27 protein-coding genes and 1 tRNA gene are annotated in these 25,492 nt (G+C 33.7%); 5 read left to right on the forward strand and 23 right to left on the reverse strand.

Translation table 11 applies throughout. The features are described 5' to 3' along the window. Nucleotides 1–17 precede the first annotated feature (17 nt). From AACM45_RS18790 to AACM45_RS18800, 3 genes are all read right to left on the reverse strand, one after another. On the reverse strand, nucleotides 18–1,127 hold the full coding sequence (locus tag AACM45_RS18790; protein ID WP_339144596.1) for a type 1 glutamine amidotransferase domain-containing protein: 1,110 nt from the start codon (nucleotides 1,125–1,127) through the stop codon (nucleotides 18–20). A 421-nt stretch (nucleotides 1,128–1,548) separates the two neighbouring features. Continuing rightward, complete coding sequence (locus AACM45_RS18795; RefSeq protein ID WP_339144598.1) at nucleotides 1,549–5,118, reverse strand: ABC transporter permease/M1 family aminopeptidase; 3,570 nt, start codon at nucleotides 5,116–5,118, stop codon at nucleotides 1,549–1,551. Between the two features lies 1 nt (nucleotide 5,119). Continuing rightward, complete coding sequence (locus AACM45_RS18800) at nucleotides 5,120–6,010, reverse strand: ABC transporter ATP-binding protein (RefSeq protein ID WP_339144599.1); 891 nt, start codon at nucleotides 6,008–6,010, stop codon at nucleotides 5,120–5,122. A gap of 200 nt (nucleotides 6,011–6,210) precedes the next feature. Here AACM45_RS18800 and AACM45_RS18805 point away from each other — a divergent pair, with 200 nt between their 5' ends. Both AACM45_RS18805 and AACM45_RS18810 read left to right on the forward strand, forming a co-directional pair. After that, nucleotides 6,211–7,326, forward strand: coding sequence for a sensor histidine kinase (locus tag AACM45_RS18805; RefSeq protein ID WP_339144600.1), 1,116 nt, complete (start codon nucleotides 6,211–6,213; stop codon nucleotides 7,324–7,326). Next, entirely contained in the window at nucleotides 7,323–8,027 is a 705-nt protein-coding gene (locus AACM45_RS18810; RefSeq protein WP_339144602.1) for a LytR/AlgR family response regulator transcription factor, read from the forward strand. Before AACM45_RS18805 ends, AACM45_RS18810 begins: the two co-directional genes overlap by 4 nt. Nucleotides 8,028–8,223: 196 nt before the next feature. On the opposite strand, the gene AACM45_RS18815 is transcribed toward AACM45_RS18810, so the two are convergent. The 10 genes from AACM45_RS18815 to AACM45_RS18860 all read right to left on the reverse strand — a co-directional run bounded on the left by AACM45_RS18815 (nucleotide 8,224) and on the right by AACM45_RS18860 (nucleotide 15,482). Beyond that, on the reverse strand, nucleotides 8,224–8,787 hold the full coding sequence (locus AACM45_RS18815) for a BfmA/BtgA family mobilization protein (RefSeq protein ID WP_339144603.1): 564 nt from the start codon (nucleotides 8,785–8,787) through the stop codon (nucleotides 8,224–8,226). Between the two features lie 373 nt (nucleotides 8,788–9,160). Further along, nucleotides 9,161–9,234, reverse strand: a tRNA-Arg gene (locus tag AACM45_RS18820). A 267-nt stretch (nucleotides 9,235–9,501) separates the two neighbouring features. Beyond that, nucleotides 9,502–10,332, reverse strand: a complete 831-nt coding sequence (locus AACM45_RS18825) for an RteC domain-containing protein (protein WP_339144604.1) — start codon at nucleotides 10,330–10,332, stop codon at nucleotides 9,502–9,504. 157 nt (nucleotides 10,333–10,489) lie between these two features. Further along, entirely contained in the window at nucleotides 10,490–12,079 is a 1,590-nt protein-coding gene (locus tag AACM45_RS18830; RefSeq protein ID WP_339144605.1) for a type IV secretory system conjugative DNA transfer family protein, read from the reverse strand. A gap of 2 nt (nucleotides 12,080–12,081) precedes the next feature. Further along, nucleotides 12,082–13,161 carry a MobB family relaxase gene (mobB, locus tag AACM45_RS18835; RefSeq protein WP_339144606.1) on the reverse strand — a complete coding sequence of 360 codons (1,080 nt, stop codon included), beginning with the start codon at nucleotides 13,159–13,161 and terminating at the stop codon, nucleotides 12,082–12,084. Nucleotides 13,162–13,163: 2 nt separating this feature from the next. Beyond that, on the reverse strand, nucleotides 13,164–13,745 hold the full coding sequence (locus AACM45_RS18840) for a BfmA/BtgA family mobilization protein (RefSeq protein ID WP_339144607.1): 582 nt from the start codon (nucleotides 13,743–13,745) through the stop codon (nucleotides 13,164–13,166). Nucleotides 13,746–14,108: 363 nt separating this feature from the next. Next, on the reverse strand, nucleotides 14,109–14,306 hold the full coding sequence (locus AACM45_RS18845) for a hypothetical protein (RefSeq protein WP_339144608.1): 198 nt from the start codon (nucleotides 14,304–14,306) through the stop codon (nucleotides 14,109–14,111). Between the two features lie 10 nt (nucleotides 14,307–14,316). Beyond that, complete coding sequence (locus AACM45_RS18850; RefSeq protein ID WP_339144610.1) at nucleotides 14,317–14,766, reverse strand: JAB domain-containing protein; 450 nt, start codon at nucleotides 14,764–14,766, stop codon at nucleotides 14,317–14,319. A gap of 84 nt (nucleotides 14,767–14,850) precedes the next feature. After that, the gene (locus AACM45_RS18855; RefSeq protein WP_339144611.1) at nucleotides 14,851–15,333 is read right to left on the reverse strand and encodes a single-stranded DNA-binding protein; all 483 of its coding nucleotides are present in this window, start codon (nucleotides 15,331–15,333) and stop codon (nucleotides 14,851–14,853) included. 11 nt (nucleotides 15,334–15,344) lie between these two features. Next, the gene (locus AACM45_RS18860) at nucleotides 15,345–15,482 is read right to left on the reverse strand and encodes a hypothetical protein (RefSeq protein WP_339144612.1); all 138 of its coding nucleotides are present in this window, start codon (nucleotides 15,480–15,482) and stop codon (nucleotides 15,345–15,347) included. A 360-nt stretch (nucleotides 15,483–15,842) separates the two neighbouring features. On the opposite strand from AACM45_RS18860, the gene AACM45_RS18865 reads away from it, so the two are divergent. Then, nucleotides 15,843–16,670: a mechanosensitive ion channel family protein gene (locus AACM45_RS18865; RefSeq protein WP_339144613.1), complete on the forward strand. Its 828-nt coding sequence runs from the start codon at nucleotides 15,843–15,845 to the stop codon at nucleotides 16,668–16,670. A gap of 24 nt (nucleotides 16,671–16,694) precedes the next feature. Continuing rightward, a complete protein-coding gene (locus AACM45_RS18870) occupies nucleotides 16,695–17,384 on the forward strand; it encodes a TerC family protein (RefSeq protein WP_339144614.1) in 690 nt (229 codons plus the stop codon). Nucleotides 17,385–17,523: 139 nt separating this feature from the next. Here AACM45_RS18870 and AACM45_RS18875 read toward each other — a convergent pair whose 3' ends face one another. From AACM45_RS18875 to AACM45_RS18885, 3 genes are all read right to left on the reverse strand, one after another. Continuing rightward, entirely contained in the window at nucleotides 17,524–17,934 is a 411-nt protein-coding gene (locus tag AACM45_RS18875; protein ID WP_339144615.1) for a hypothetical protein, read from the reverse strand. Beyond that, on the reverse strand, nucleotides 17,906–18,328 hold the full coding sequence (locus AACM45_RS18880) for a VOC family protein (protein WP_339144616.1): 423 nt from the start codon (nucleotides 18,326–18,328) through the stop codon (nucleotides 17,906–17,908). The genes AACM45_RS18875 and AACM45_RS18880 overlap by 29 nt, the downstream gene beginning before the upstream one ends. Nucleotides 18,329–18,450: 122 nt before the next feature. Further along, on the reverse strand, nucleotides 18,451–18,984 hold the full coding sequence (locus AACM45_RS18885) for a Pycsar system effector family protein (protein WP_339144618.1): 534 nt from the start codon (nucleotides 18,982–18,984) through the stop codon (nucleotides 18,451–18,453). A gap of 221 nt (nucleotides 18,985–19,205) precedes the next feature. Between AACM45_RS18885 and AACM45_RS18890 the strand changes: the two genes are divergently transcribed. Beyond that, nucleotides 19,206–20,618 (forward strand): CotH kinase family protein, encoded by a 1,413-nt coding sequence (locus AACM45_RS18890; protein ID WP_339144619.1) that lies wholly within the window; start codon nucleotides 19,206–19,208, stop codon nucleotides 20,616–20,618. Nucleotides 20,619–20,620: 2 nt separating this feature from the next. Here AACM45_RS18890 and AACM45_RS18895 read toward each other — a convergent pair whose 3' ends face one another. The 7 genes from AACM45_RS18895 to AACM45_RS18925 all read right to left on the reverse strand — a co-directional run bounded on the left by AACM45_RS18895 (nucleotide 20,621) and on the right by AACM45_RS18925 (nucleotide 25,451). Next, on the reverse strand, nucleotides 20,621–21,793 hold the full coding sequence (locus AACM45_RS18895; protein ID WP_339144620.1) for a metallophosphoesterase: 1,173 nt from the start codon (nucleotides 21,791–21,793) through the stop codon (nucleotides 20,621–20,623). A gap of 97 nt (nucleotides 21,794–21,890) precedes the next feature. Next, complete coding sequence (locus tag AACM45_RS18900) at nucleotides 21,891–22,661, reverse strand: transporter (RefSeq protein WP_339144622.1); 771 nt, start codon at nucleotides 22,659–22,661, stop codon at nucleotides 21,891–21,893. A 23-nt stretch (nucleotides 22,662–22,684) separates the two neighbouring features. Then, nucleotides 22,685–23,560 carry a mechanosensitive ion channel family protein gene (locus AACM45_RS18905; protein WP_339144623.1) on the reverse strand — a complete coding sequence of 292 codons (876 nt, stop codon included), beginning with the start codon at nucleotides 23,558–23,560 and terminating at the stop codon, nucleotides 22,685–22,687. Between the two features lie 111 nt (nucleotides 23,561–23,671). After that, nucleotides 23,672–24,115, reverse strand: a complete 444-nt coding sequence (locus AACM45_RS18910; protein WP_339144625.1) for a hypothetical protein — start codon at nucleotides 24,113–24,115, stop codon at nucleotides 23,672–23,674. Nucleotides 24,116–24,130: 15 nt separating this feature from the next. Beyond that, the gene (locus AACM45_RS18915) at nucleotides 24,131–24,340 is read right to left on the reverse strand and encodes a LapA family protein (protein ID WP_339144627.1); all 210 of its coding nucleotides are present in this window, start codon (nucleotides 24,338–24,340) and stop codon (nucleotides 24,131–24,133) included. A gap of 26 nt (nucleotides 24,341–24,366) precedes the next feature. After that, a complete protein-coding gene (locus AACM45_RS18920) occupies nucleotides 24,367–24,636 on the reverse strand; it encodes a hypothetical protein (RefSeq protein WP_339144629.1) in 270 nt (89 codons plus the stop codon). A 53-nt stretch (nucleotides 24,637–24,689) separates the two neighbouring features. Next, a complete protein-coding gene (locus tag AACM45_RS18925) occupies nucleotides 24,690–25,451 on the reverse strand; it encodes a patatin-like phospholipase family protein (protein WP_339144631.1) in 762 nt (253 codons plus the stop codon). Nucleotides 25,452–25,492: the final 41 nt, after the last annotated feature.

Consider the following 25,492-nt stretch of genomic DNA (forward strand, 5'->3'; position numbering starts at 1 on the left):
TCAACTCATTTTGATTTTTATTGGTCTCTATCTACTTTAGATTCACAATCTTTAGCAAAAGATACCAAACCACTAAGATTATAGAAGTCACCCATATTACCTTGCATAGCTGCCATAATACTGTGCTTTGCTATTAATAATCTATTTAAAGGTTTTTTCTCTTTTAGCAGAATAGATGTTATCATATCCTTGGCCTTAGATTTACCAAACGATTTATAGGTTGATAAGACTTTTACGGCATTTTCTTCATCGGTTACTACTCTTGGTTTTGGTTGATACCCCATTTGCTTAACCATTCCCTCAGCAACGCCCCAAGTTGACCATGGATTTTGTCCTGTTATTATATTATCATCAAAACTAATTTTTTCTAGATATATATCACCTTCATTAAATTTGGCTCCACTTTCAATTATTTTATCTTGTAATAGAAATGGAAATATGGATGCTGCATCCGAAATTAGCAACAACTCTTCTTTGTTGGTGAATGCACTTATCTTTTTATTTTCTAAGAGATGTCGACCATTGTCTAAAGTTACATTTACGAGAGCAGAAGGTCCATGGCAGACTGCGCCTATAACCTTATTAGCTTCATAATGTTTTTTGACGATAGATTGAATGTTTTCGTTATTCGGAAAATCATACATTGTACCTTTACCACCTGCAAAATATATGGCAATGTAATTTTCAGGTTCTACTTCATTTATTAGAAGGGTATTGGCTGCCTTATATTGCGCAATTGAATCATTTAAAAAAGCATAATCATAAGACCCCATATCTTCATCATCAATAACTACTGGTGATTTTCCGCCTTTGGGGCTTGCAATATCAACTTCGAAGCCATTAGCTTCAAACACATAATAGGCCCGCGCTAATTCTGTTAATTCATATCCTGTAGTTTTTCCACTAGTACCCATAGTGGCCGTACTCGTTACTACAACCAAAATCTTTCCTCTTTTGGGTATTCTATTTTGAGACAAGTAAGGCAAATCACCTTTATTTATAGTTTCTAAAGAAAAATCTTTAGGTGGTATTAAGCTTTTAAACCAAAATCCGAAAGAAACAACCCCAATAATTAAAAGAAGAATGAAAATTGATATCCGTTTGACCCATTTATATTTTCTAAACATAATTTTAAATAATTTTAAATTCCGGTCAAAAAAAAGGTTTAAAGCCCATACAAACTGTCGAAATGATAATTCCGTCAGACAATTTTATCAAATAGGAAGATACTTTTATCTGACTTAAAAGACTGATTATTTTAAGTATTTAATAATAAGAATACATAAACTAAACGTTCCTGAAGTTATACCTAATTAGGAAGAAATAATTCTTAGAGGTAAGCTTTGAAGAATTTCTGGTTTCTTGTTTATTAAAATTCCACTACATTCTTTAGCATTATTTAAGTGAAGACTGTCAAATAATTTTACAACTAAAGACAATCCATAATTAGAAAACAATCTACCAATATTTCCTAGTTCTTGAATTATAAAAAAAGAAGTAATTTCAGTAGAATATAACATTGAGGAAAAAAATACTCATAATTAAGCTTCATTTTTCCAAACTCCTTAAATTATCGGAATAAATACGATCTGTGCGTGTTAAAAACGGATCAACAGAAATCACATCTGGCAAAACATCTACTTGGATTCTAAGTATTGTAGAGCTATCCTTTAAATTATGCTGCTCTAAATAGATTGGAGTATCGTTTTTGCCTAAACCTTTTGGATGTTTTTTGAACAAACCTATTTGAATAGGTTCGTTAATTGCAATCTCTTTTTCTTCACCATCAGCCAAAGTTTTATAACGCTTTGCTTTTACTTCCATGATAATTTCAAAAGTTCCATTGTCTAGTTCTTCATAAGAGGATGAGGTAATAGATAAGTCATAACGAACTATTTGTTTCATCCAATCATCAATCAAAGAATGATGTTTTTCTGGAGTGATTTTATATAATTCATTTAAAAACTCCAAAGTATGTACTTCAAATTCTTGACTTTGTTTATATCTCTGTGAAAGTGTTCTCAATACCTGATTCAATTTATCTTCTCCTATAAGATCACGTATGGACAACATGACGAGTCCACTTTTTCCATAATTTAGATACCCTTGACCGGCTGTAAGATAGAGTGGAGACTCTTTTTTTACGGCATAAGAACGGCCCTCAAAATATCGATCATTAGATGCTTGATTCAGTTGCCAAAGTGCTCCTTTTCCGTACATCTTTTCAAGAACAACCCCTTCTGTATATTTGGCAAAACCCTCAATTAAAAATCCACTTCCAGCTAAATTTTTAGCCTTTAGAATCATACCCCACCATTGATGAGAAACTTCATGTACAGTGCGTTTAGAAACAAGATCGAAAGTCCCAGTATTTCTGATATCGATTAGGTATAAATTATCTTCTACCATACCGATAAGTCCAGGGTGCGCTGCCCCTCCAAAATTATGGAAGGACGGTATTTCTGCCATGCGTAAGTAATCAAAAGGGTAATTCCCGAAATTTGTCACAGAATATTTCAATGTGGCTTTCACACTATTGTCAATTGTATTGTGGTTCATATCATGATTTGGATGGTAATAGTGTTCTATTGAAATATCTTTAAAGGCACTTTTTCTTAATTCATACTTACCAGAAATATACGCTAGGGAAGGAATGTTTTTAGAAGGAAATTTATAGTGATAATAATGCCTGTCATTTTCTTCCCAATCCTTGATTAGATTTCCGGCAGCTAAAGCTATTTGATCATTGTCTGTAGATACAATCGTTTCATAAGTAACACTCCCAAGACGTGCTTCTTTGGAAAAAAGATGTGAATCTCCTTCTAGTTCGATCTCTTGTTTGGGAAGCCCTCTTTTTTGACGTTCATAAGCATTGGACAATTCCATGGAATGACGATATCCTAAAGCAGGCTCAAATACATCATGTCGGATATAGCTACCATTTTTTACAATGGTTTTATCCACTTTAAATGGACTGGATTGCTTTGTGAGGTTATAGCGCAATCCAGTTGTTTCGTTTGGAAGAATAGGCTGAGTAAATTTAAATAGGTAGGTGCCAAAAACGGTATCTCTAAAGATTATTTCTGCGTTTTCCAGTGTAATTTCAGAAAGTGATTTTCGCTCAGTGATAAATAGGTGCGTTATTGGAACTTCGTTTTTGTTGATCAAAACGTAATCTGCACTTACGCTATATTTTCGTTCGTTAGGATAGATATCTACTTCTGTTTTCATATCTAAATAATGAAGTCTAGGAATACTGTCATATACTTTGTATTTTCGTTCATATGCCTCAGCATAATTCATTCTTTCATCTGAGTTTAGATACCTGTTTTCAATATTTACCTCATTAAATAACACAATTCCTGAACCAAGGAAAAAGATAAACGAAACGAACATTCCTCCAATCTCCCGTTGTTTCCATTTTTTAAATCGAAAACTCTCTAGAAAATTACTAGTCCTTAATGTGCCTCGTTTCCATAACTTAAAAGACAAAATAGATAGAATTATTCCGAAGGAGGTCCAATACAATGTATATGTGTGAAAAGCAGAGGTTTGTATAGAATACCCTGTCATGTTGGAATACATAGGGATTGGCATATCGCCTAGACGCAGCATTGGGTGTTCTATCCCAATATAGAATGACAGTGAAGAACCTAGAAATAAGAGTACAAAACCAGTGATTCCCATTCCTAAAAACTTATTATTTACAACACTCTGAACAAACACGGCAAGCATACAATATACCAGCATAGAAGCTCCATAATAGTAAAAGATAGAGACGTATTGTTCAAAATCTAGATGGGAAGACCCTTTTGCTAGCTGAAACCCAATGCAAACAATGATTACTGAGGCAATAAGGAGCATCGGCACCAATACTAGTGTAAGTAATTTTGATAAGAAAAACACCCAGTTGACTGTAGGGGTTGAGTATAAAATACTATCCATTTTTCTATCTCTAGCTCTCCAAATAAGTTCTCCACTGTAAAAAACGATCAGAATAAGGCTTAAAATTGGCACTAATTCCATGACTATTTCTATCAGTACGTTTGTTAATGGGTACAAGCTATCACCATAAATACCCCCTTCAGATATTCTTGCATAGACTTCATAAATAGAAGTTACTATGAGTGTCAGAATAATCACTAAAAATGGGAGACTCTTGAAAACACTCCTCATATCCATCTCACATAATGACCAAAAAGCTTTCCATTGTCCTTTGGTATTGATTTGACTAACAACCTTGAAATACGGGGTAATTTCTAAGGGTTCGGTAGTGATTTTTTGTTTTCCAATCGTTTTTTTAGACGTCTTTCTAAAAGAAAATAAACGGTACGTAATAGCGAGAACGATACATGATAGTCCTATCCACAGTATTCTGTTCCATAAATAAAATCCTGAAAATGAAAATGTCAAATGGTTTTTGTCATAAGGTGTCCAAAATTGCGTGTGTTCGAAAAATGTTGCCCCTGAAAATGGGTCGGTCATAGCTGCCATGGCCATTGCTTCGGGTGAAGCAGAGACGGATGATGCAAGGATTGGTGAATTGGAATAAAACGCGATAAGAAAGTACAGCATATAGATGAGCACAGCACTTGCATAAGTGGCGAGATTACTCTTTGATAGTATGCTAACAGAAAAAATAAGCGTTGAGCAGATAAAAAGATTAGGGATAATAATAACGGTAAGGGGCCATATATATGATTGCAAATGAAACGGTGCTATACGAGTAGAATCTAAACCTGAAATAGACAATCCAGTAAAAAAACCCGGAAGGAAAAGGCTAAAGCCCAAAATGCTAAAAATGAAAACACCAATAAACCGACTCCAAAAAAAATGCTTTTTCTTGACCGACGTACTAAAAATAAGCGCTTCCATTTGATGTTTTTTGTCTCTAATGACACCGCTAATGGCAAAGAACATAACAATGAAAACTGAACCTAATGAAAAAATAGTCGCGTAATTAGTGATCTGATAAGCCGAGTTGAAATTTACTTGAGCAGGTGCTTGACCTCTACCTCCAATAAAAAAACCGAAGAAGAAAAAGAGTAAAGCAAAAATGAGCAGTGCGCGTTGCCTTGATTGATATAAAACTTCAAAGCGTACTAAATTTAATAACATCCTAGTCGTTTTTTAATGATTGATTTAAAAACATTTGCGCGAAGTAATAATCTTCTAACCCTACGGTAACCAACTTGAATTTTGAGGTAGGCTGCTTATCAGAAAGCACCCTTATTTGCGTCTCTCCAGCAATGAGTCTAGTAGAAATGACCTGATAATTCTCTTTGTATTCCTCTAACTGATCTTTTGGAATAATCTTACTCCATACTTTACCAGAAATACCTTCTACCAAAGCTGAAGGACTCCCTTTTGAAATAATCTTCCCTTGAGCCAGAATCGCAATTTGTGTGCATAATTCCTGTATATCCTCCACAATATGGGTTGATAGAATAACAATTATATTTTGTCCAATTTCACTTAATAGGTTCAAAAAGCGGTGTCGTTCTTCTGGATCCAGTCCAGCTGTGGGTTCATCTACAATGATGAGCTGTGGATTCCCTAATAAAGCTTGTGCAATACCAAATCGCTGTTTCATACCGCCAGAAAAAGTATGAACTGATTTTTTTCGATGCTGATACAAGTTGGTCTGTTGTAAAAGTGCTGAAACCTGATCTTGACGTTCTTTTCTGTTGAGAATGCCTTTTAAAACAGCAAAATGGTCTAGAAGTTTTTGAGCGGATATTTTAGGGTACACATCAAATTCTTGTGGTAAATACCCCAAGCCTTGACGCATAATCTGTGGTGTTTCAATAATGTCAATATTATTGAATTCAATAAATCCTGAAGAAGGTTTTTGAAGGGCTGCAATGGTTCGCATCAAGCTAGATTTTCCGGCACCATTAGCTCCTAGTAATCCAAACATTCCATTAGAGATATTTAAATTAATTGAATCTAATGCTTTTACGCCATTGGGATATCTTTTAGATACATTTTCAATTACAAGTGTATTCATCGATTTTTAATTTAAAGCGAATCTATTTTTGAACTTAAACACTGGCTAATAAAAATGACCTTTGCAGCTTTTTTTGGAGTATAAAACAGGTAAAATACCACAAACCCTTTCTTGTATTAAAACAAGGGTTATTGATGGCAAATATGATGTTGTTTGTCAATTAGTTTGTATACAGACTTTTACCACCGTAGTTTTAACGTATGAGTTCTGCTGTAAAAAAATATAAAACCTTCGGAATCGCTTTTGTTTTACTTGCTTTAGTTGTATTCTTTTTAGAATGGATGGGCTTCATAAAAATTCCTAAGGATGCCCCTCTGGAAACAGCAATTATCTTTGCTTTTTGGCTGTTGGTTGCCTCTTTTGCTTTATACCATTACAATTACTTAAAAAAGAATAAAGCAATCCTTGTAAAAGTACTGGTACTGTTCATTATTGCCTTTATAACTTTTGAAATAGAAAACCATTTTAACGTTCCAAATCACCCTTTGGTTATTTTTTTAATAGTTCTTTTTTGGCTGGGTGTGGTTTACACATTATTTCCAAAGTTTTTTGCAAAATATAAGGTTCTAATTGTGCTAACTTATGGCTTGTTATTGTGTTATTTCTTATATATACGTTTTGATGAAAACTATCTCGACCTGCACCATCAGAAAGCTATTAATTTACTTGTGTTTCCTATTCCCATTTTATTTTTCATTTGGGCTTACGAGCAATGGAAATGGTTTAATACTCTAAAATCTGAAAAGGCCAAAGCAGAATTAGAATTATTGAAAACCCAAGTAAATCCCCATTTTCTTTTTAATACGCTAAACAACTTGTACGCACTCACAGTTAAACATTCAGAGAAAGCACCCGAAGTGGTTCTAAAACTATCTGATATGATGCGATATACCATTTATGAAGGTAAAAATGACCGTGTTCTTATTACTGAAGAAATAAGTTATCTAGAGAATTATATGGCACTACATAAAATAAGACATCACAAAAATGTAAGTCTTAAATTCAATCATAATGTTTTACCTAATGATGAGGTTGCCCCATTATTATTTATTATTCTGTTAGAGAATGCATTTAAACATGGTGTTGAAAAATTGACTAATGATGCTTTTATTGAGATGACACTTAATAGCACAAAAAAAGATATTCATTTTTCAATTACAAACAATTATGATTCTTCTGTAAAACAAAGTAATAAAGGAATTGGGTTGGAAAATCTAAAACGAAGGCTTTCTCTTACCTATCCAGATTTACACAAACTTACAATTAACAAAACTGCAACGACATATAATGTCGAATTAATAATTAGTAAAGTATGATAACATATATCATAATTGATGACGAACCATTAGCTCACGAGCTCATCGAAGAATTTTGTGGCATGCTACCTCACCTTGAGCTTAAAAGGAACTGTTATAATGCTATGGAAGCCATGCAGTTTTTAAACAATGATTCAGTAGATCTAATATTCTTGGATTTGAATATGCCAAAACTTACTGGATTTGAATTTTTAAAAACACTAAGCAATCCACCTAAAGTTATTGTAACAACCGCTTACAAAGAATTTGCCTTAGAAGGTTATGAATTAAATATTTCAGATTACTTATTAAAACCTTTTAGTTTTGTGCGTTTTGTCAAAGCGATTAATAAAGCTATTGGTCCAGAACCGCAAAAGATTCATGTCAATAAAAAACCTAAAAATCATCTTCGTTTTTTCGTAAAGGGGGATAAAAAATACCATCAAATTAAATCAGAGAACATTTTATATATTGAAGCGTACGGTAATTATACTAAGCTCTACTTTCAAGAAACGTTTATAATTAGTCACGAAGGTATATCTTACTATGATGATCTTTTACCAGTTACTCATTTTCAAAGAGTGCACAAGTCATTTATTATTGCTTTAGATAAAATAGATCAGATAGAAGGAAATAATATATTGATATCCAATAGAAAAGTACCAATCGGGAGAACCTATAAAAGTAACGTTAGCCTGTTATTGTCAAATAAAAAGACTTAACTAAATAAATATGTTGATTACAAAATCCGAAAAAAGAATATTTGAGAAGCTTTATAAAAAATACTACGGATAATTATGTTAATTAAAAATGCCTTCATTGCTCTATATGTTATTACTCCAACAGCGAGCGAAACGTTGTTTCGTGCTGCAAGCCCCAAAACTTACCAAACTTCATCCTATCTTTTTGCGAGGTAAATCACAATTCTTGTTTAAGTGATTCCTTCAAACTTTCCAGATGACTTTGTTCTACATCAAGTTTGAAGTATGCTTTGCCAAATCGGGGTTTTTCCAGTGTGATTTGATTCAATAGTTTCAAAATCTGTATACGCTCCTTTTTCCAGTTTTCTTTAAGCATATAGTTATCGTATTGGGTCACCCTATCCCGCTTTAAGGATTGGTCATACATTTTTTGCTGCAACTCTAAATCCATTCTACTGTTTTTCTCTTCTTGCTCTGCAAAGTCGAATATCTTCTTTAGCATATCATGGATTTTTGGGATGCTACTGTTCTTTTCCCAATTTCGAAGGAGCTCCTCTATATAATCAAACCTTTTGGTCATGTAATGTACGTAACCCATATAGTTCATCAGATATTTGTTTTTTGGGGAGATTTTTGCGCCCTCAAAGAAGTCCATCATCAGTTCCAAAGTCAGGGTATGTGACTTGGAAATTTTCTTTGAAAACTCCCGATATCTTCCAGCGACTATCCGATTGATGCTTATGGCCGAGAATTCACTTTTTTTCTTCTTTTTCAATTTCATTTACAGTAAATTTTTTCAACGTTTATAGGGTCTCACAGGGTTTTTAATGTGTTTTTGATACAAAAAATAATTGTAACGTATCTTCAATTCATTGAAAATCAATGGTTTGTAATCCGTAACATCGCTTTAGCGTGTTACCCTCTTGCTTTACAAACCTTATCCGCTTCGCTACTAATTTTTGTAAACTCTAATCTGATGGTTATGAATTAATTTGAAGATAAAACAAGCTTAGTTAAAAACGAAGAATCTATTTTCCTTGATGGAAATTGAATCAATAAATGTTAAAATTTGATAAATTTTGAAGTGTTTGCAAATTGTTTGCAAATAAAAAAGTCTCAAAAGTGTAAAACCTCTGAGACTCTAGTAATACTAGTGATCGCGGAAGGATTCGAACCTTCGACCGTCTGCTTAGAAGGCAGATGCTCTATCCAGCTGAGCTACGCGACCTTATCCATTAAATAAAAAAACCGAATCTTCCGATTCGGCTTTTGTCGGGGTGGCAGGATGACAACCTAACCACGTAATGTCTTCAATAACCGAATCTTAGGGGATTTCTATTATTCTTGTTCCCGAATCGTTTCCGATTTAATTGATTTAACTTGTGTTAAATTCTACTGCAAAGATAAAGAAACTTAAACATCAAAACAACTCAAAACACCAATAAATTCAGTACAAACCAAAAGTTTTTTAAAGGATTCAAAACGTGGTGGTTGCCTAAAAATCTTCTTTATTCATGCGAAATAACAAACCCTCGGAAAGTTCATCTAAAAACTTGGTGCGGCTCTTTTTTCTTGCCTTTATTTCCGAATAGGTTTTATAGAAATCCTTTAAATCAAAGTCAAATATTTCTTGAAAACGTGATACAATTTCCTTGAGTTCAATGTGTCCATTATTGATTGACCTTGAATGATTGAGAGCATAGATAAGTTCGACCAAAGCCGCTTTTGATGATGTCCATTTTAAGCCTTTTAAAACACCATTAACTTTTTTGCCATTCCTTTTATTCAAACTTTTTAATCGTTCTTCTAGGTACTTTATAAGTCTTTTATTTGCCCATAATTTCGCTAAAAGTAAATCGTGTGAAGTGCTAAAATCGGGGTCGCGATAATAGTATTTCGATGTAGTAACATTAAACTTATTGAAAAATGCTCTGGTGAAATAGCGGTCGTCTAAGTACATTCTTCCTTGCTCTATATATTGATTAAAGTCCATATTAACCATAAAGAACCTATTGAGCTTTTTTATCTTTTTTAGAATTGCTTGTTTTTGTACAGTTTTATTTCCTTTTGGAAACTGCGCTTCAAATGACCGTAATTCTGAATAATAAATTAAGTTAGTTAAGGGAACTTGTTTGGTATCTTTAAAAAATTCTATTTCTAAGGTAGGGGTTTCAAAACCGTTAGCTAGTACCTTCCTCTTAAATTTAGACAGGAGATTTCTACACAGTACAATTGATAAATCTGCCTGTTTGATAATATCCAAAGTTGTTGACTTGATACTTTCTAACTCATTCAGCAACTCTTTCGTCAGCAATTTTTTTTCCATAAATCTCTGTTTTTGATAATTGGAACAGCATACTTATGTGGGCGGGTTGTCTGGTTTTTATGTATTCAAACCTATTCATGATAAAATTTTCTTTTTCTTTATGAATAATCATCAAAAATTATGCCTTTATCCTTACATATAGAAGGATGCTATACTACTAAGAATCAAATAATGACTGCGCTTCCCGATGGATTTTATCAAAGTTGGCTTTAAATTCTGCTTCTGTAAAATTCAAAGGTTCTGGAAGTTCCCTTTTTATTTCCGCTAACCTAAACGTTACCTTTTTGTCTTTACCGTCAAAGAATACAACAAACTCTCCCTGTTTCAACCCATAGAAAGCATCAGCACGTCTTTTAGCCACTTCTTTTTCTCCTTGGGTTATACGGGTATCAAAATTCAAAGAATGTCCTTTACTAACGCTCCTAGTTTCTTTCTTTATGATTTCGAAAAAACGTTCGTAATACTTTGCAGTATCTGGGTCATTAGCTTTACCAAAAAATTGATATGAAAGGTTACTCAATATAGCTTTACTTGCTTTATCGCCATACATCATATCGTTCTGAATTTTATCCTGCAAAACGTAAATAGTAATGATATCATAACTACGTAATGTTGCTGGTATTCTATGCATATTTAAAAGCCTCAGCGTTGCAGCTTCTTCCATTAATAGAAAAGAAGGAAGCCGATTGCGCTCACTCATTTGTTTGGTTATGGAATGAATTACCGTTGCAATGACTGGAGATAACGATGTTTCTTTTTTAGGATTGTTGACCACCGAGATTACGGACGGAGAATCTGGATTGTTTGGGTTCAAAGGCACTTCATCAGCAGATAAAACCATGAATATTTTTTGGGTACTTATTTTTTTGAATGCATTGGCTAGAGTGCTTCGCACTCCTGCCGTTTGTCTATCTGAATCTACTCCAACAATATAGGCATCTGCCATAGCCTTTGAGGTAACATTTGCACTTAGGAATTCAACCAATTCATTGGTGGTTAAATATTGATAAATTGCTATCATGTGAGGAATGGTACAGTACTCTGGGTAGTTTTCCTTTAACCTCCAAATTAACCCGCCAATTAATCCTTCTACGGCATCATTAAAAAATTTTGATGCGCCTGTACTTCCAGATTCTTTTAACTCCAATAAGTTCTCGATAAGAACTCTAGATATTTCGTTTACACTTTCCTCGTCTGGAATATATTTTGGGGCAATTGGATTTACTTTATTATAAATGGGGTCAAACGAAACGATATAAAAATCCTTATTGGTCTTTTTGAAGATAGGATAAGCCATTTCGGATATTTCAAAGTTTTTGTAGTCATGCATAACACCACAAAAATCATGAGTACCTAAATGTTCAAATAAGCTGTATACAACACTTTCTGTTTTTCCTGAACCTGCCGAACCAATTATGGAAATACCTCTTCGTATGTTTCCTAATTTTAAGCGATACCCCTTAGTGTCTATAATGACTTTGTACTTTTGAAGCACATTAGGCAAATCTTCTTCCTTTGGATAGTGAATAAACAAAAATAGATTGCCCAAAATATAAGGCAGTTTAAAATATACCAGGGTCTTTAAAAAAACATTTAAAGGCACTATAAAAACATACAACACTATTGAAATTACAACTGCAATTAGAACAATGTAGAATCCTCTATGCATATACCTAATCGCACAATAAGAAATGGAGCAAAGTAGCATAAAACATAAAATTGATATTATAATTGTTGAATCTATCATAATCAAACCCCTATCGAACCTGATTGAACTGCTTTATCAAGTCCCTTTTTTAGTTTATTGAATACTTTAATTGCTAGCTCAACTTTGTTTGTAGGAATGCTAGGTACATTTAATCCTGTCTTTTCGAAAAGTTTAAATGCCACACCTTTTTTATTCGTGGGCAATCCTATCTTTTGCAAAGTTTTAATAGTTGCCATTCGCTCATTAATGGGAAGCCCTGCAACAATGGCAAAAAATTTAACAGGGTTCTGTTTATAAAGGTTTTTTGCCTTATAACTTTGTATGAACTCCCTTTGGTACTTGAAAATTTTGTCAAACCTCTTTTCCGAAGCCTCAAAAAAAGTACTCCTATCAAAACCTTGCTTTTGTTCCTTTCCGTTCAAAATAGTTGTGTTTTTGCGGTGTTGAGAATTAGGAGATAAGCTGTATGTATTTGTAACATCCTTTCGGCTTACAATGATGTGAATGTGGGTTTGCATTCCGTCTTTTTTCATGCCTTCTGTTAAAATTTTTCCATTGATTTTATAAGGAGCTTGCGTTATCTGTTCATTAATTTTTCGTTGAATTTTTTTTGTGTTTCCTTTAAGCTCTCCATGCTGTATTTTGGCAAGTTGATTTTGTAATTTTGCTATCCTTTTTCGATAAGGTTCATTGGCTTTAACCTTCTTATCAAAACCTCTATAAGTTCGCTCATGTTCAATCTTAGCATAATACTTTATATCGTCCACGGTAATCTTTCTATCCCTGTAAAATGATGCTGCATAATCCTTCATTAGTTCCCTAGTATAATACCTTAAAAATGCAGGGTCATTGTTAATATGCTTCAGTTCTTTTGCGCTTGGGCTTACAACTATGGAGTAAAATTTCGGGTCTCTTTTCTTTAGTTTTTTAGTGTTTCCGTCAATTTCCGAAATAACTTTCTCGATGCTAACCTCATCGTTAATTTGGTCAAAGAAATATTCTTGTAATTCAGGATGTTTTCCCTCATTTTCTTTCTCTAGATAGTTGACATAATCAGTAACACTACTGTTATATGTTTCGTTACCTCTTCCTATTTTTTGTGGTGTTATACTAATATGCATCTTCATTTATTTTTTAGTGCTCTTTTAAACTTTTCCAACTCCTCTTTTGATATGGATAGCTTTAAAAACTCTTTCCCAAAATTGCTTTTTACTACTTCTATTTTGTTCAAAACATAATCGTAATCTTTGGTAATGCTTTGCATCTTCTCTGCCAACCTTTCGTATCGGATTTTGGGAACGGTTATTTCAATTTCCTTTCTTGTTTCAATAACTTTTTCATTACTTTTTTTCTCCTTTCTGATTGTTTTTTTATCCTTCGTATTGGCTTCAAAAAGGGATAAAAGCATCGCATTAGTAGGCTTGGTTTGATTGATTTCTATGTCTCTTAAAATAGCTATAGTGGCTTCATTTCTTTTTATGGATGTATTGGTTAACTCTCTATTTTTAAGCAGTTCTTGAAGCATACTTTGAGCAAACTTTTTTGATGGATTAAAACCGTGCCACTCAAAAAAGTCCATAATAATGGTGAGGGATTCCGAATGCGATTTGGCTATTTTTTTTGAAAATAAACGAAAGCGTTTCGCAACCAATTCCCTTAGGTTTATGGTACTGTATTTATACTCGTATTTTCCTTTTACAATCATTTTGCGCCAAACTTTTACCGTGTTTATGAGGGTTTGAGAACGGTTTGCGCCAAAATTTGAATCTCTTCTATTACTAAAAAACGTTCAAACTCCATTATTTATGGGCTTTTGCGGAGCAAATCAAACTCGTAGCGTCGCTTTAGCGCGCTACCCTCTTGCTATTCCTTTTCGCCCGCACACGGTCGAAAAACAATACAAATACCAAGGTATTCGCAAATACCCAACTTACAGCCCAGTACCTAGGTTTTAAGAAATCTGGTGAATTGCTTTTAAAAGATTCTCAATAAGCGTAACAAATGATTGTATATCTATCAAAAAAAAGAACAGTCTTACAACTGCTCTTTTTAGGTGGGTAACATATTTCTATATATTAAAAACGTAATCAAAACTATACAAATTACGTTGGGCTTCTTGTTCCAATAGCGATTGGTAACTAAGGTTATTCTGTTTTGCATATCGCTTTAGCTGTACACCATATTTGCTTTCAATATCGGACCTTGATAGGGAGAGTAAATACTGCTGTGTATCTTCATCTAGGTTTGTAAAATTCAAATAAATCATAGTTAAAAATTTAAAGTAACCCGTCATCGGCAAAACTGAAATAATCGCCTGTTGGAGTGATTATAATATGGTCTAATACCCGAACATCAAATAACGCCGTAGCCTTCTTTATTTTGTTTGTAACTTCCTTATCCGTTTTACTTGGGCTTAACGTACCGCTCGGGTGGTTATGGGTTAAAATAATACCAACGGCAAGGCTTTTTAAAATGACTGCCAGTAATAATCTTAGGTCTACTGGCGTACCAGTTATACCACCCTTTGAAAGTTCAAAAACCCCTTTCACTTTATTGGCGTTGTTCAATAGAAGCACCTTAAAACTTTCGTGGGCTTCAATGGTGTCTTTATCCCAATAATCGTAGATAAACGAAGCTGCATTTTGCGAGGTAGTTAACTTTATCCAATTATCGGACTTTATGCGGTCTTTGTAACTTATCTTAATTTCATTAACTTGTTGTCTCATTGTAATCTGTATTAGGTTATTAATGAAAAAAGAGGGCGTTACTTTTGCGGGTGCGCCCTCTTTACTTTAGTTCAACTAGCTTATTTAAGCTGTTTTCTCCGTTTTATTTTTACGGCTTTGGGTTCTTCTTGTCTGTGGTGTTTTTGTGGCAGTAGTTGCTTCTTTATTGCCTTTGTTTTGAGGTTCTTCGATAGCTTCTTTTACTTCAATTTCATTAGTATTTACACTATCGTTTTTAGAACCCAATAGCAAAATTTCGCTTGCTACAATTTCCGTAACGTAACACTTAACATTCATTTCATTGGTATAGCTTCTTGAAATCAATTTACCTTCAATAGCTACCTCTTTACCCTTGTGCGTGTATTGTTCTATAATATCCGCTTTCTTATCCCACGCTACCACATAATGCCATTGTGTAGACTGTACTTTTTCGCCTTGGGCATTTCGATAATACTCATTTGTGGCCATAGAAAAACGGGCAAGTTTATTACCGTTTTCAAGGGTTGTAATTTTTGGTTCGCTTCCAATGTTTCCGATTAACTGAACTTTGTTTCTTAAAGTACTCATAACTAAAAAATTTAAATTATTACTATTTGATTTTTGCCTTTTCGTAAGGCTTTTAAAAGTGATTTACTTATTATATCCAGAGCGTTTTCCTTTTTTTGATTTTTTAACTTTTGTATCGCTTCTGTTTTATTGTTTCTGTATGATTTCATCTTTTTTGTTTTTGATTTACTTCCCATAGAGCCGTCACTGTTACCTTTTTTTGATGCTGTTGTGGATTCAATATTTATCCCTAGCAGGGCGTATAAAAAGTGGAGTTTACGTAACGGCTTTATGCCGCATCGCTAGGGATAAATGTTGTTGTTTTGCTATCAAAAAAAGGTAACAGTGATGGACTTGCCTATGAGGAAATTATAAACAGAATTTGTGAAATATAGAATCAATAGAAGCGATACAAAATACAAAGTGAATACAGCTATAGGAATGGTATTATATTTCTTTCCAAATAAATGTTGAAGTGACCCAATAGTTTATTTCGTGTCTCAAGGGGTATCATATAACAAACTTCAATTATGGAAATCATCAATAAAATTATTAACTATACCATTTCCCTTGGGAAGGACATACAAATTTCAGTTAAGGCAATTCTTATCCTAATTGTCATTTTTATCATTACATCCTTAATACTCCAGGTCATTCGAAGAATGGTGAATAGAAAGTTAAGTGTAAACGAAAGTCAGAAGTTCAAAACTGTTTTCTCTTTTGCCAAATATTTTATTTACATCATTGTAACCTTTATTACTCTAGATAATATTGGTGTTGATATTACTGCTATTTTTGCGGCATCTGCTGCTCTTTTAATTGGAGTTGGTTTAGCATTACAAACGCTTTTTCAAGATATTATTTGCGGTATTTTTGTATTACTTGATAAGACGGTTCACGTTGGAGATGTTATAGAAGTTGATGGAAAAGTGCTTAGGGTTACCGACATAAATTTGAGAACTACCAAAGGGATAAATCTTGAAAATAAAGTGCTAATTATTCCTAACCACACGTATTTGTCCAATACCCTATACAACTGGACTCAGAACAATAAACTTACTAGAGAAAATGTGAACGTTGGTGTTGCTTATGGGTCAGATACAGAATTAGTACAACGGCTATTAATTGAGGCAGCCAATAGCACTAAAGGCATATTAAACAACCCAGAGCCTGTTGTGTTTTTTACCGAATTCGCCGATAGTTCCCTAAATTTTAAGTTGGTTTTTACTGTTGATGATAGCTTTCTAGCCGTTAAACCAAAAAGTGATTTACACTTTGAAATTGATAGATTATTTAGACTAAACAAGGTTACGATTCCCTTTCCCCAAAGAGATGTTCACCTTTTCGCTCAACAATAATTTTTTCGAAAATCTTACCACTTCATGGATGCAATTATTTCGCTTCTTTCTCTAATAGCTTTAGAAGTCATTTTGGGAATAGACAACATTATTTTCATTTCAATTCTTGCCGATAAACTCCCCGAAGGTAAAAGGGATAAACTGCGTGTTTGGGGTATTGGTCTTGCCCTTTTAGTAAGGCTTGCGTTACTGGCATTGATATCTTGGATAATAAAGTTAGATGCTACACTTTTCACATTATTAGAAATTGAATTTACCGGTAAAGGAATTATTTTAATATTTGGTGGGTTGTTCTTATTGTTCAAAAGCACCAAAGAGATTTACTTAAAAACCGAACAAGAAAACAGTACATTAAAGCCTGTAAAAAAGGTAAGTTTCAAAACACTTTTATTTGAGGTAATCATTCTCGATTTGGTGTTTTCTATTGATTCCATAATCACAGCAGTTGGATTGGTAAATGAAATTTGGATTATGTATACTGCCGTTATTGTGGCAGTAACTACAATGCTTATCGCATCAAAAGCAATTAGTGAATTCATTTATAAACATCCATCTTTTAAGGTTTTAGCGCTTTGTTTTTTGATGATGATTGGAACTTCCCTAATAGCCGAAGGGCTTCATTTTGAAATACCAAAGGGATATATTTATTTCTCTATGGGATTTGCCTTCTTCGTAGATATTGTGCAAATGAGAACAGTTAAGGCAAAGCAATAAAATTGTTGAATTTTATGTGACCTTGGTTAACAACAAGTGTCATAAAAGTGCGAGTGAAAATGATGAGATGATTAGTTTTTTTGATTGATGAAACAATCTAATCTATTGGTTGGAACACTAGGTTGTTATGAAGCTAGAGCTAACGCTCTAGCTTCTTTTTGAATAGCAAATTCAATTGGGTGAGCATTATTATTTCAGACTTATTCTTTTTGTTAAAAGATGAAACTATTGCATCGCAGGCTTCTTTAATTGTATGTTTAAGCTGTTCACTAAAAATCGCTATATGATTGGAATAATACATCTGGAATATTTCAAAGGCTCTAGAACTTTTTTGTTTATTAGCAATTAAATCCCTTAATGTTTGATACATTATCTCTTTACTATTAGTAGTATCAATAGGTACTGACCAATGTTGTTCTACTGATGCAATAATTTTCAACTTTTCTTCACGGGTCATAGACCCGTCGGACATTGCGATAGCATAAAATAAATGAGCCAATGACTCGTAAAAGTCTATTGCATCAGCGTTGTTGGAAAACTTCAACATCATTTTTAAAACTTTTAAATTCTATCATATAACCATTGGGGTCTTTTACGAAAAACGAAAGATGTTCCCCTACCTTGTTTTCCATAAAAACAACTTCGGTGGTAACCTCTAAATTGTTATTCTGAAAAAATTGCTTGTACAGGTCTACCCATATTTGGTTTTCTATGATGATTCCAAAATGGAATGACGGGAGCACATTTTCACCAATCTTATAATCCTTAAAATCAAAATTGAACTCCCCTGCACAGGTGAACGTAATTTGATTACCCAATAAATTAACATCTATCCATTTATCAGTTTGTCTGCCCAAAAGCATGCCTAACTGTTGCGTATAAAACTCTTTGGTTTCTTGTATATCTCTACAAGGTAGTGCCAAGTGAAACTTTGCGTTTATCATGATAACATATATTTAAAAGAACACACTACACTCTTCTGATTTTTTCATATCCTAGGTGTGTAGTTCGACTATATTTTAAGTAGATTTAAGACCCTAAACAACATTTTGGGTCACACAGTTTTTCACTGTACAAATTTTAAAATAATAGAAAGAATAAGAGCTATGCATACACCTATAGTCAAAGCAACAACTGAGTTTTTCAAATAGCGTCTTTTTCTGTCAAGTATTACGCCAATATGGTACATATCCTTTAACATTGACCGATGGGCAAATTCACTATCGCCTCCCATTTCAATCATCGTGTTCTCAAAGTCTTCTTCCTCCATACTAAGATAGTTACCAAAATATAGAGGGTTTAGAGAACCACTTTTTAGGGACTCAGCATTCATTTGGTTTTTATCACTCTCCGGAATAATTGCTAAAACAGAATAAATGATGGATACCAAGCAAAATAAACTACCAATCACAATGACATAAAATTTAAAATCGTACACATTCTGATTAGCAATAATTCTACTTATAATGAAAGAAAGTAAAACCACATTTACAGATAATATAATACGTGCTTTTCTATCTACCATTTGATTTAAGGTATAATGATTTCTGAGGGTATTGGTGAGCATATTCGTAAATGCTCTATTTTTTGACTGGCTCAATGTATTATGGTTTAGGTATTTGCATGAAACTTTCTCGTTGTATAGCATCTATAGGCGCAAAACCTAAAAATTCCATAAAAGAAGTAATTCTTGCTTATTAAAAATGCAAAAATAAATACTTTTTAACAGTTTATTTTTAAAAAAGTGGAAGATTCTTATTTTTGAAATTTATTATAAAGTCAAAAATGCACGCCAAAAATCTTACTTTTTTTATATGGTCAATGATAGTATTATCGATTACCAACACACTTTTTTCGCAAACTATTGTTCCCAAAAAAGGTAGTTATGGGGTAGATGATAAAAATAAGATTATCGTCTGGCACAATTCCAATTTAGATAGTCTAACAGCTTTTGAAAACAATAACAAAATAGAATTCAATGCGGTCTATCAACTTCCCAAGATTACTTCTAAACTGTCTTACAACCAATCTTACGAATTAAAAAGAGATAACTCTACTTTCCATTTATATATTACAAGGTTACCCGTAGTGAAAATAAACTTTGATACGGTTAAGTTGGTCAACAATAAAAAGACACCAGGGTATCTTACATACTACAATGAGAATAAATTTGAAGAAAGTGTTATGGGCATACGCCAAAGAGGTAATCTATCATTAACCTTTCCTAAAAAATCCTATGATATCGAGGTATGGAAAGACTCCCTCAAGAAAGAATCAAAGGATGTAAAGTTCAAAGGACTTAGGTCTGATGATGATTGGATTTTGGATGGACTCTACAACGAACCTTTACGTTTACGCTCTACTGTTGCTACAAAGATGTGGACAGATTTTCACAAACCTTACTATTTAGATAAAGAACCGAAAGCGGTCAATGGTTTTGGTGTAAAATTTGTTGAGTTGTTTCGAAATGGCGAATATCTTGGATTATATGGGCTTTCAGAATCTGTTGACAGAAAGCAACTAAGGCTAAAAAAGAACGATGGAACAAAGGTATTTGGTGAATTGTTCAAAGCCAATTCTTATGAAGGTGGTACATCGTTCAAAAAGGCTGGCGAGTATAACAACATTTTTCCTCATTATTTGGGGTTTAGGATGGAATACCCAGTAATCGATTACAATTCACATTGGAACAATCTATCGGCTTTACTAGATTTAGTAGTCAATCAATCTGATGATTCTTTTATAAAGAACATAGGTAGGCAGATTGATATTTCCAATACAATTGATTACTTCATTTATGTGAATCTTTTAAGAGCTACCGATAATCTTGGTAAGAATTACTATTTGGCAAAATACGATGCCAAAGAACCTTACTTTTTTGTGCCTTGGGATGTTGATGGAACTTTTGGTGTTATTCTAAAAGGGAAAAGAATAAGTACCACAAACGATATTTTGAGTAACAATCTTTTTGACAGGTTACTACGTTTAAACCCAAATGGATTTAACGAGAAATTGAAATTGCGTTGGCAAGCATTACGTGCAGATGAATTGAATGATAAAAATATCTTCAAACGATTTACAAAATATTATGAGCGTTTTAATGAAGAAAAAATATATGAGCGCGAATTTAATCGATGGGCAAAAGACACTACCAATGATAATGATTACGATTATTTAAATAAGTGGATTTCGGATAGGTTGGCATTTCTTGACGACCATTTTAATAAGCTATAAAGCTAATTTAAAGGCGTTTTACTGCCTTTATCATCCACAACATATTCTTTGCCATTTTCAATCAAAAGCCCTTTAGTTCTTCCCGAAAACTTCTTGCTCCCATGAGACACATCTACCCGAATAACTTTACCCTTGAAATCAGAAGAGACGGTATTTACCACCGAATGCCCAATCACCATTTTTTTAGCATTGTAGAAATTTAAAATCTCATCCAATTCTGCTTGTACAATTTTAGAATATTGTGGTCTTGCTGTTACCAGACCCCTGTACCATATCGGTCCTTTAGAACCGTATAAAAAGCGAGTGGTATCACTTGGCTTTAGCTGACCTTGCACGTAGTGCAATCGCATTTTTTGATTGATGTCCTCTAAACTTAATTTATAATCTAAAATCTCGGGGCTTAATCCTGCGTGCACAAATAAATAATCTCCAATCTTTTCAATAACATTTTTGGTCAATAGCCAACTACCTAGTTCAGATTGGTCTGAATAAATGTATTTTATCGCCTCGGTTTTATTTTTTTTACCGCTTATTTCCTGTGCAACTTTTATGTATTTACCCCTATTGTAGGTGTGATTGCCTTGAAAGTTAAGCACTTCGTGATTACCTAAAATAAAATGCACTTTACCTCCCGCTTTAAGAGCCTGTTGCTCTAATTTGTAAATTAGCCAGAGTACCTGTGTTACATTTTTGCCCCTATCCACAAAGTCACCCACCAAGACAAGTTTGCCCTTACCATAAACCCAATTATGGTTTTCATCAATAACTTGGTTGGCGAATAAAAAACTGGAAAACGCATTGTATTTACCTTCAATATCTGAAATAACCATCATTTTTTCCGAAGGTTGAAAGGTACTTTTTGAAGGAATATATTTTGAGCGCAATTTTAAATAAAACTCGTCATTATCTACATTATCCGCACGTATAACCAAAGAATCCGATAGGAATTCAGGAACGGTTAAAAGTTTATTTTTAGCATTGACGCGGTATAAGGTATCATTAATAATATAAGGACCATCTTTACCATTTAGCACAATAGGTTTATCCTTGTCTTTATGGCTTGTAGAATCCTTCTTTTGGGCATTTAAGGAAGTACTGAACAATACTGAGCATATAATGATATAGCCCAACATAAAATGGTAAATAGACTTGTTTATTTTGGTTTTATAAAGCAAACTAAAAAATTTGAACAAAGATATTTTGGTCGTACAAATTCCATAAAATTATGATATATGCTTGCAAATTCTGCAATAAGATGAAATAAAACAGCCTTTAGATTGTAGAACGCCAATCAAAACGCCAAGACAATCCTGCATCGGCAAACCAACTGGTAGTATTACCATTGCTTAAAGTTCCGAAAGAGAAATCAAGTTGTAGGTCTTTATTCATCAAAAAAGCAAAGCCTGCATCAATATCTATATCAATATCATTTAATGCTCCAAAAACTTCAACGAACGTCGATAACCTATCCGTAATACCATATCCTAAATTTATTACATAGCCGTAAGATGGTCTACCACCGTTTCGTTTGTAGCCTAAAATCCAATTAGTACTTAGGGAAAACTTTTCAGTTAAACTGTTACCCATAGCTAAAATGAACCGTGCACCCAAATTTTGCATCCTAAAGGCTTCACTCTGTAAATTCAATAAAATCCTTCCTTGTAAGGCAATAGCTGGTCTCCAACCTTCATTTGTTACTATGGTATAACGTCCTCCCAATTGGGTATCACTAATTCCACTAACCGTATTGCTTTCGTTAAGAATTTGATTTTTATCGCTTTGCCAATTCACGACACCGCTTAATTCAAAGCGTTCGGTTATTCCTAATCTAAGTACATTATTAAATTGAACATTACTGATTTGAAAGTTCTCACTTGGGAATTGAGTACGGGAAAAACCTGATTGTAATTGAAAAACACTTTCTCCAAGAGTTCTTGCACCGATAGCTTGTCCTGGTCTACCACTTGCAATATTTTCAGCATATTGTCCAAATGATGGAGCGGTAAAAAATATCAAAATGAATGTAACTAGAATACGAAACATAAGCGAAGTAGGTTATTGGGATATTATTTTGGAAAAGCGGTGATTTCAAATGCTGTCGATGCCACCTCTAGTTTTCCATCTGAACTATTAATTGCGGTTAAAATTTTATCTGACAAGACAGATTTTGTAGTTCGTCTCATCTTAAAATCTACCACATAACGAAGCGTAAAGGTTATCCAATTTTCATCAAAAATCATAGTTACCATTGGTTGTACCTTGGCATTCTCTATGCTGTATTCGCCAATCATTTTATCCCAAGCTACTTGCGATTGGTTTGAAAAATCTCCAACTACTTCTTTTAAAATTCCTTCAAAGGTTTGTTTGGCAAATTTGTGGTCGCAATGGGTTTTAATGGGTACTGTAAACTCGTCCCATAAAAAAGGAAAATCACCAGAATAATTATACACTGGGTCTTTAAAGAGAAAACTGTTGGCAACCCGTACTATTTTTCCATTATAAAGGTCTCCGTTTACCCAATCCCCAATTTCCATAAGGGTTGTTCGTAACAACCCAATGTCAACGACATCACCTTTAACACTGCCTAATTTTATACGGTCGCCCACCTTATAAAACCTACCTGTAAAAATGGCAATGTAGCCCGCTATACTTACAATTACTTCCTGTAGAGCAAAGGCAATACCCGCTCCTGCAACACCTAAAGCAGTACCAACCCCAGAAAAGCTCGTATTAAAAATGAACATTAAACCAATCGCAAAAAGGACATAACCAAGAAAGGAGACCAATTTTCTGAACTTATACTTGGAACTATTGTCTTTTGTGACTCGTGAAACACCCTTTTTTAACAAGCTCACCACAATGTAAATTATTATAAAAAGGATAAAAATGGATGCAGTTTTTACAAAAAGAGGGTGTTCTAAAATGGAATTAATATCGTTCATTGTTATGGTTGGTTGTTTTTATGGTTTAATTTATTTCCTGAGTTTAATATTTGGTTAATACTAAACCTACATTTGCTATTTGAGTATATCAATCGGCACCTTAAACAAAATTTAATGTAATAGTATAGATTCAAAGGGTTTTGACCATTTTGATGCTCTACCAACAGCAGGAGTAAGCGTCGCAAATATTTCTAGTTTTCGTGAAATAGATGTATCACCCTTTTTAAGTTTTCCCAAATGCAGTGCCATTGGTATATTATACTCCATCCGCTTTTTTAAGGCAATAACCTTTCTGGTCGCAGAACCTAGAAAATCATCTCTACTGTCCAAAGCTATAGGATGGATAGCACTTTCATCCCAATTGGGCACTACCAGTGGAGCATCTATTTCTCCATGAATGTCATACATAAATAAGTGCAAGCAGTATTGCATCCTTAATTGTAAATCTATTAAATGATAGTCTAATTTTACCTTAACTATAATGTCGTGAATATTATCATTTACAATAATTTCTTCTGGAACACTATCGGGTTCAACCGTTATAATTTTTGCCATTTTTTAAGTTTTAAATTAATCTTCTTTTTTGGGTATAAGTCTTCGTTTCATAGAAACTAATATTCCTACCAATACACCAATTCCAAAACTTCCGAGGATTATTAAAACCCTAGACATTGACAATTTCCAGATGAGGAATTCCACATCGGTTACTTCAGAATTTTGTAGTGAGAACACCACGATAATCGTTGCAAAAACTAATGCTAATATTGTTTTAAGTTTCATTTTTAGATTGTTTTGGTTATTTTTATTTACGCGGCTAAGCGTTCGGTTTGTTTCAATTTTTGTAATAATAAATCCCTTGCCTTAATAAATCGTAACATTGCTGTTGACCATTCATTTTTAGGAATTGCATCTAGTGCATTGTATTGTTCTATCAAGGCATCCCTTTCATCTTCCAATTGTTTAAACAATACAGAACTAGCCGAAGTTCTCATAAGTTCTTCTTCTAACTCTTCAATTCTTTCACATATATGGTCCAAATTCGTTTGCGCCATAAGTTTAAAATGTTGTCTTTTCATTGTGTTTCATTTAGATACATACTTTAAGACACCTATTGTAAAAACGGGTCACCCTAAATTTCAAAAATTCGTTTGACCCTTTGTATATCTTGCTTCAGGGCATCATACCCGACTTTAAAAAGTTCTTGGGACTGCTGTAAATCAAACATACCAAATGGAAAGGCACCTTCAATTTCTATGGCAAAATCACACTTTGCCATTCTACTTTCCATATTGTTCCAAACGGCAAGATGGAATACACGTTCTGCAATATCTTTCATCCCATCTACCCTACTATCGTATTTATGTGGGCAAACACTAATACCCAAAATTTTGTCGACATCAGCTTCTAAGCATTCAATAGGTAAATTATTTGTAACTCCACCATCAATATAAATGTCTTTTCCAATTTTTTTCGGTCTAAAAAGTAAAGGGATAGAACAGGAAGCAACAACCGCATCCACAATATTCCCACTGTCAATTATTTCAAACGCTCCTGTATTGATATTCGTTACACCCACTTTTAAGGAAACTGGAAGATTTTCGAAGGTTTTTACTTTGAGATTGACGTTTAAAAACTCTTCTAAATAGGTAAGCTCGGTCAACCCTTTATTGATAAAACCAAGTCTAAAGATTTTTAAAAAAGAATGGTTTGTCGATAATTGCAATATTTCTTTTGGGGCATATCCGCAACAATACAAGGCTCCTATAAGCGCCCCTGCACTTGAACCCGAAACAGCTTGTGGAAAAATATCATTTTCATTGAGCGCTTGTAACGCCCCAGTATGGGCTGCACCCCTTGCGCCACCTCCTGATAATGTAATACCTATTTTCAATAATCGTAACCTTTATTTATTGCATTAAAGATAAAAAGTTA

It is taken from the genome of Croceitalea sp. MTPC5 (assembly GCF_036985505.1).
Classification (GTDB): Bacteria; Bacteroidota; Bacteroidia; order Flavobacteriales; family Flavobacteriaceae; genus Croceitalea.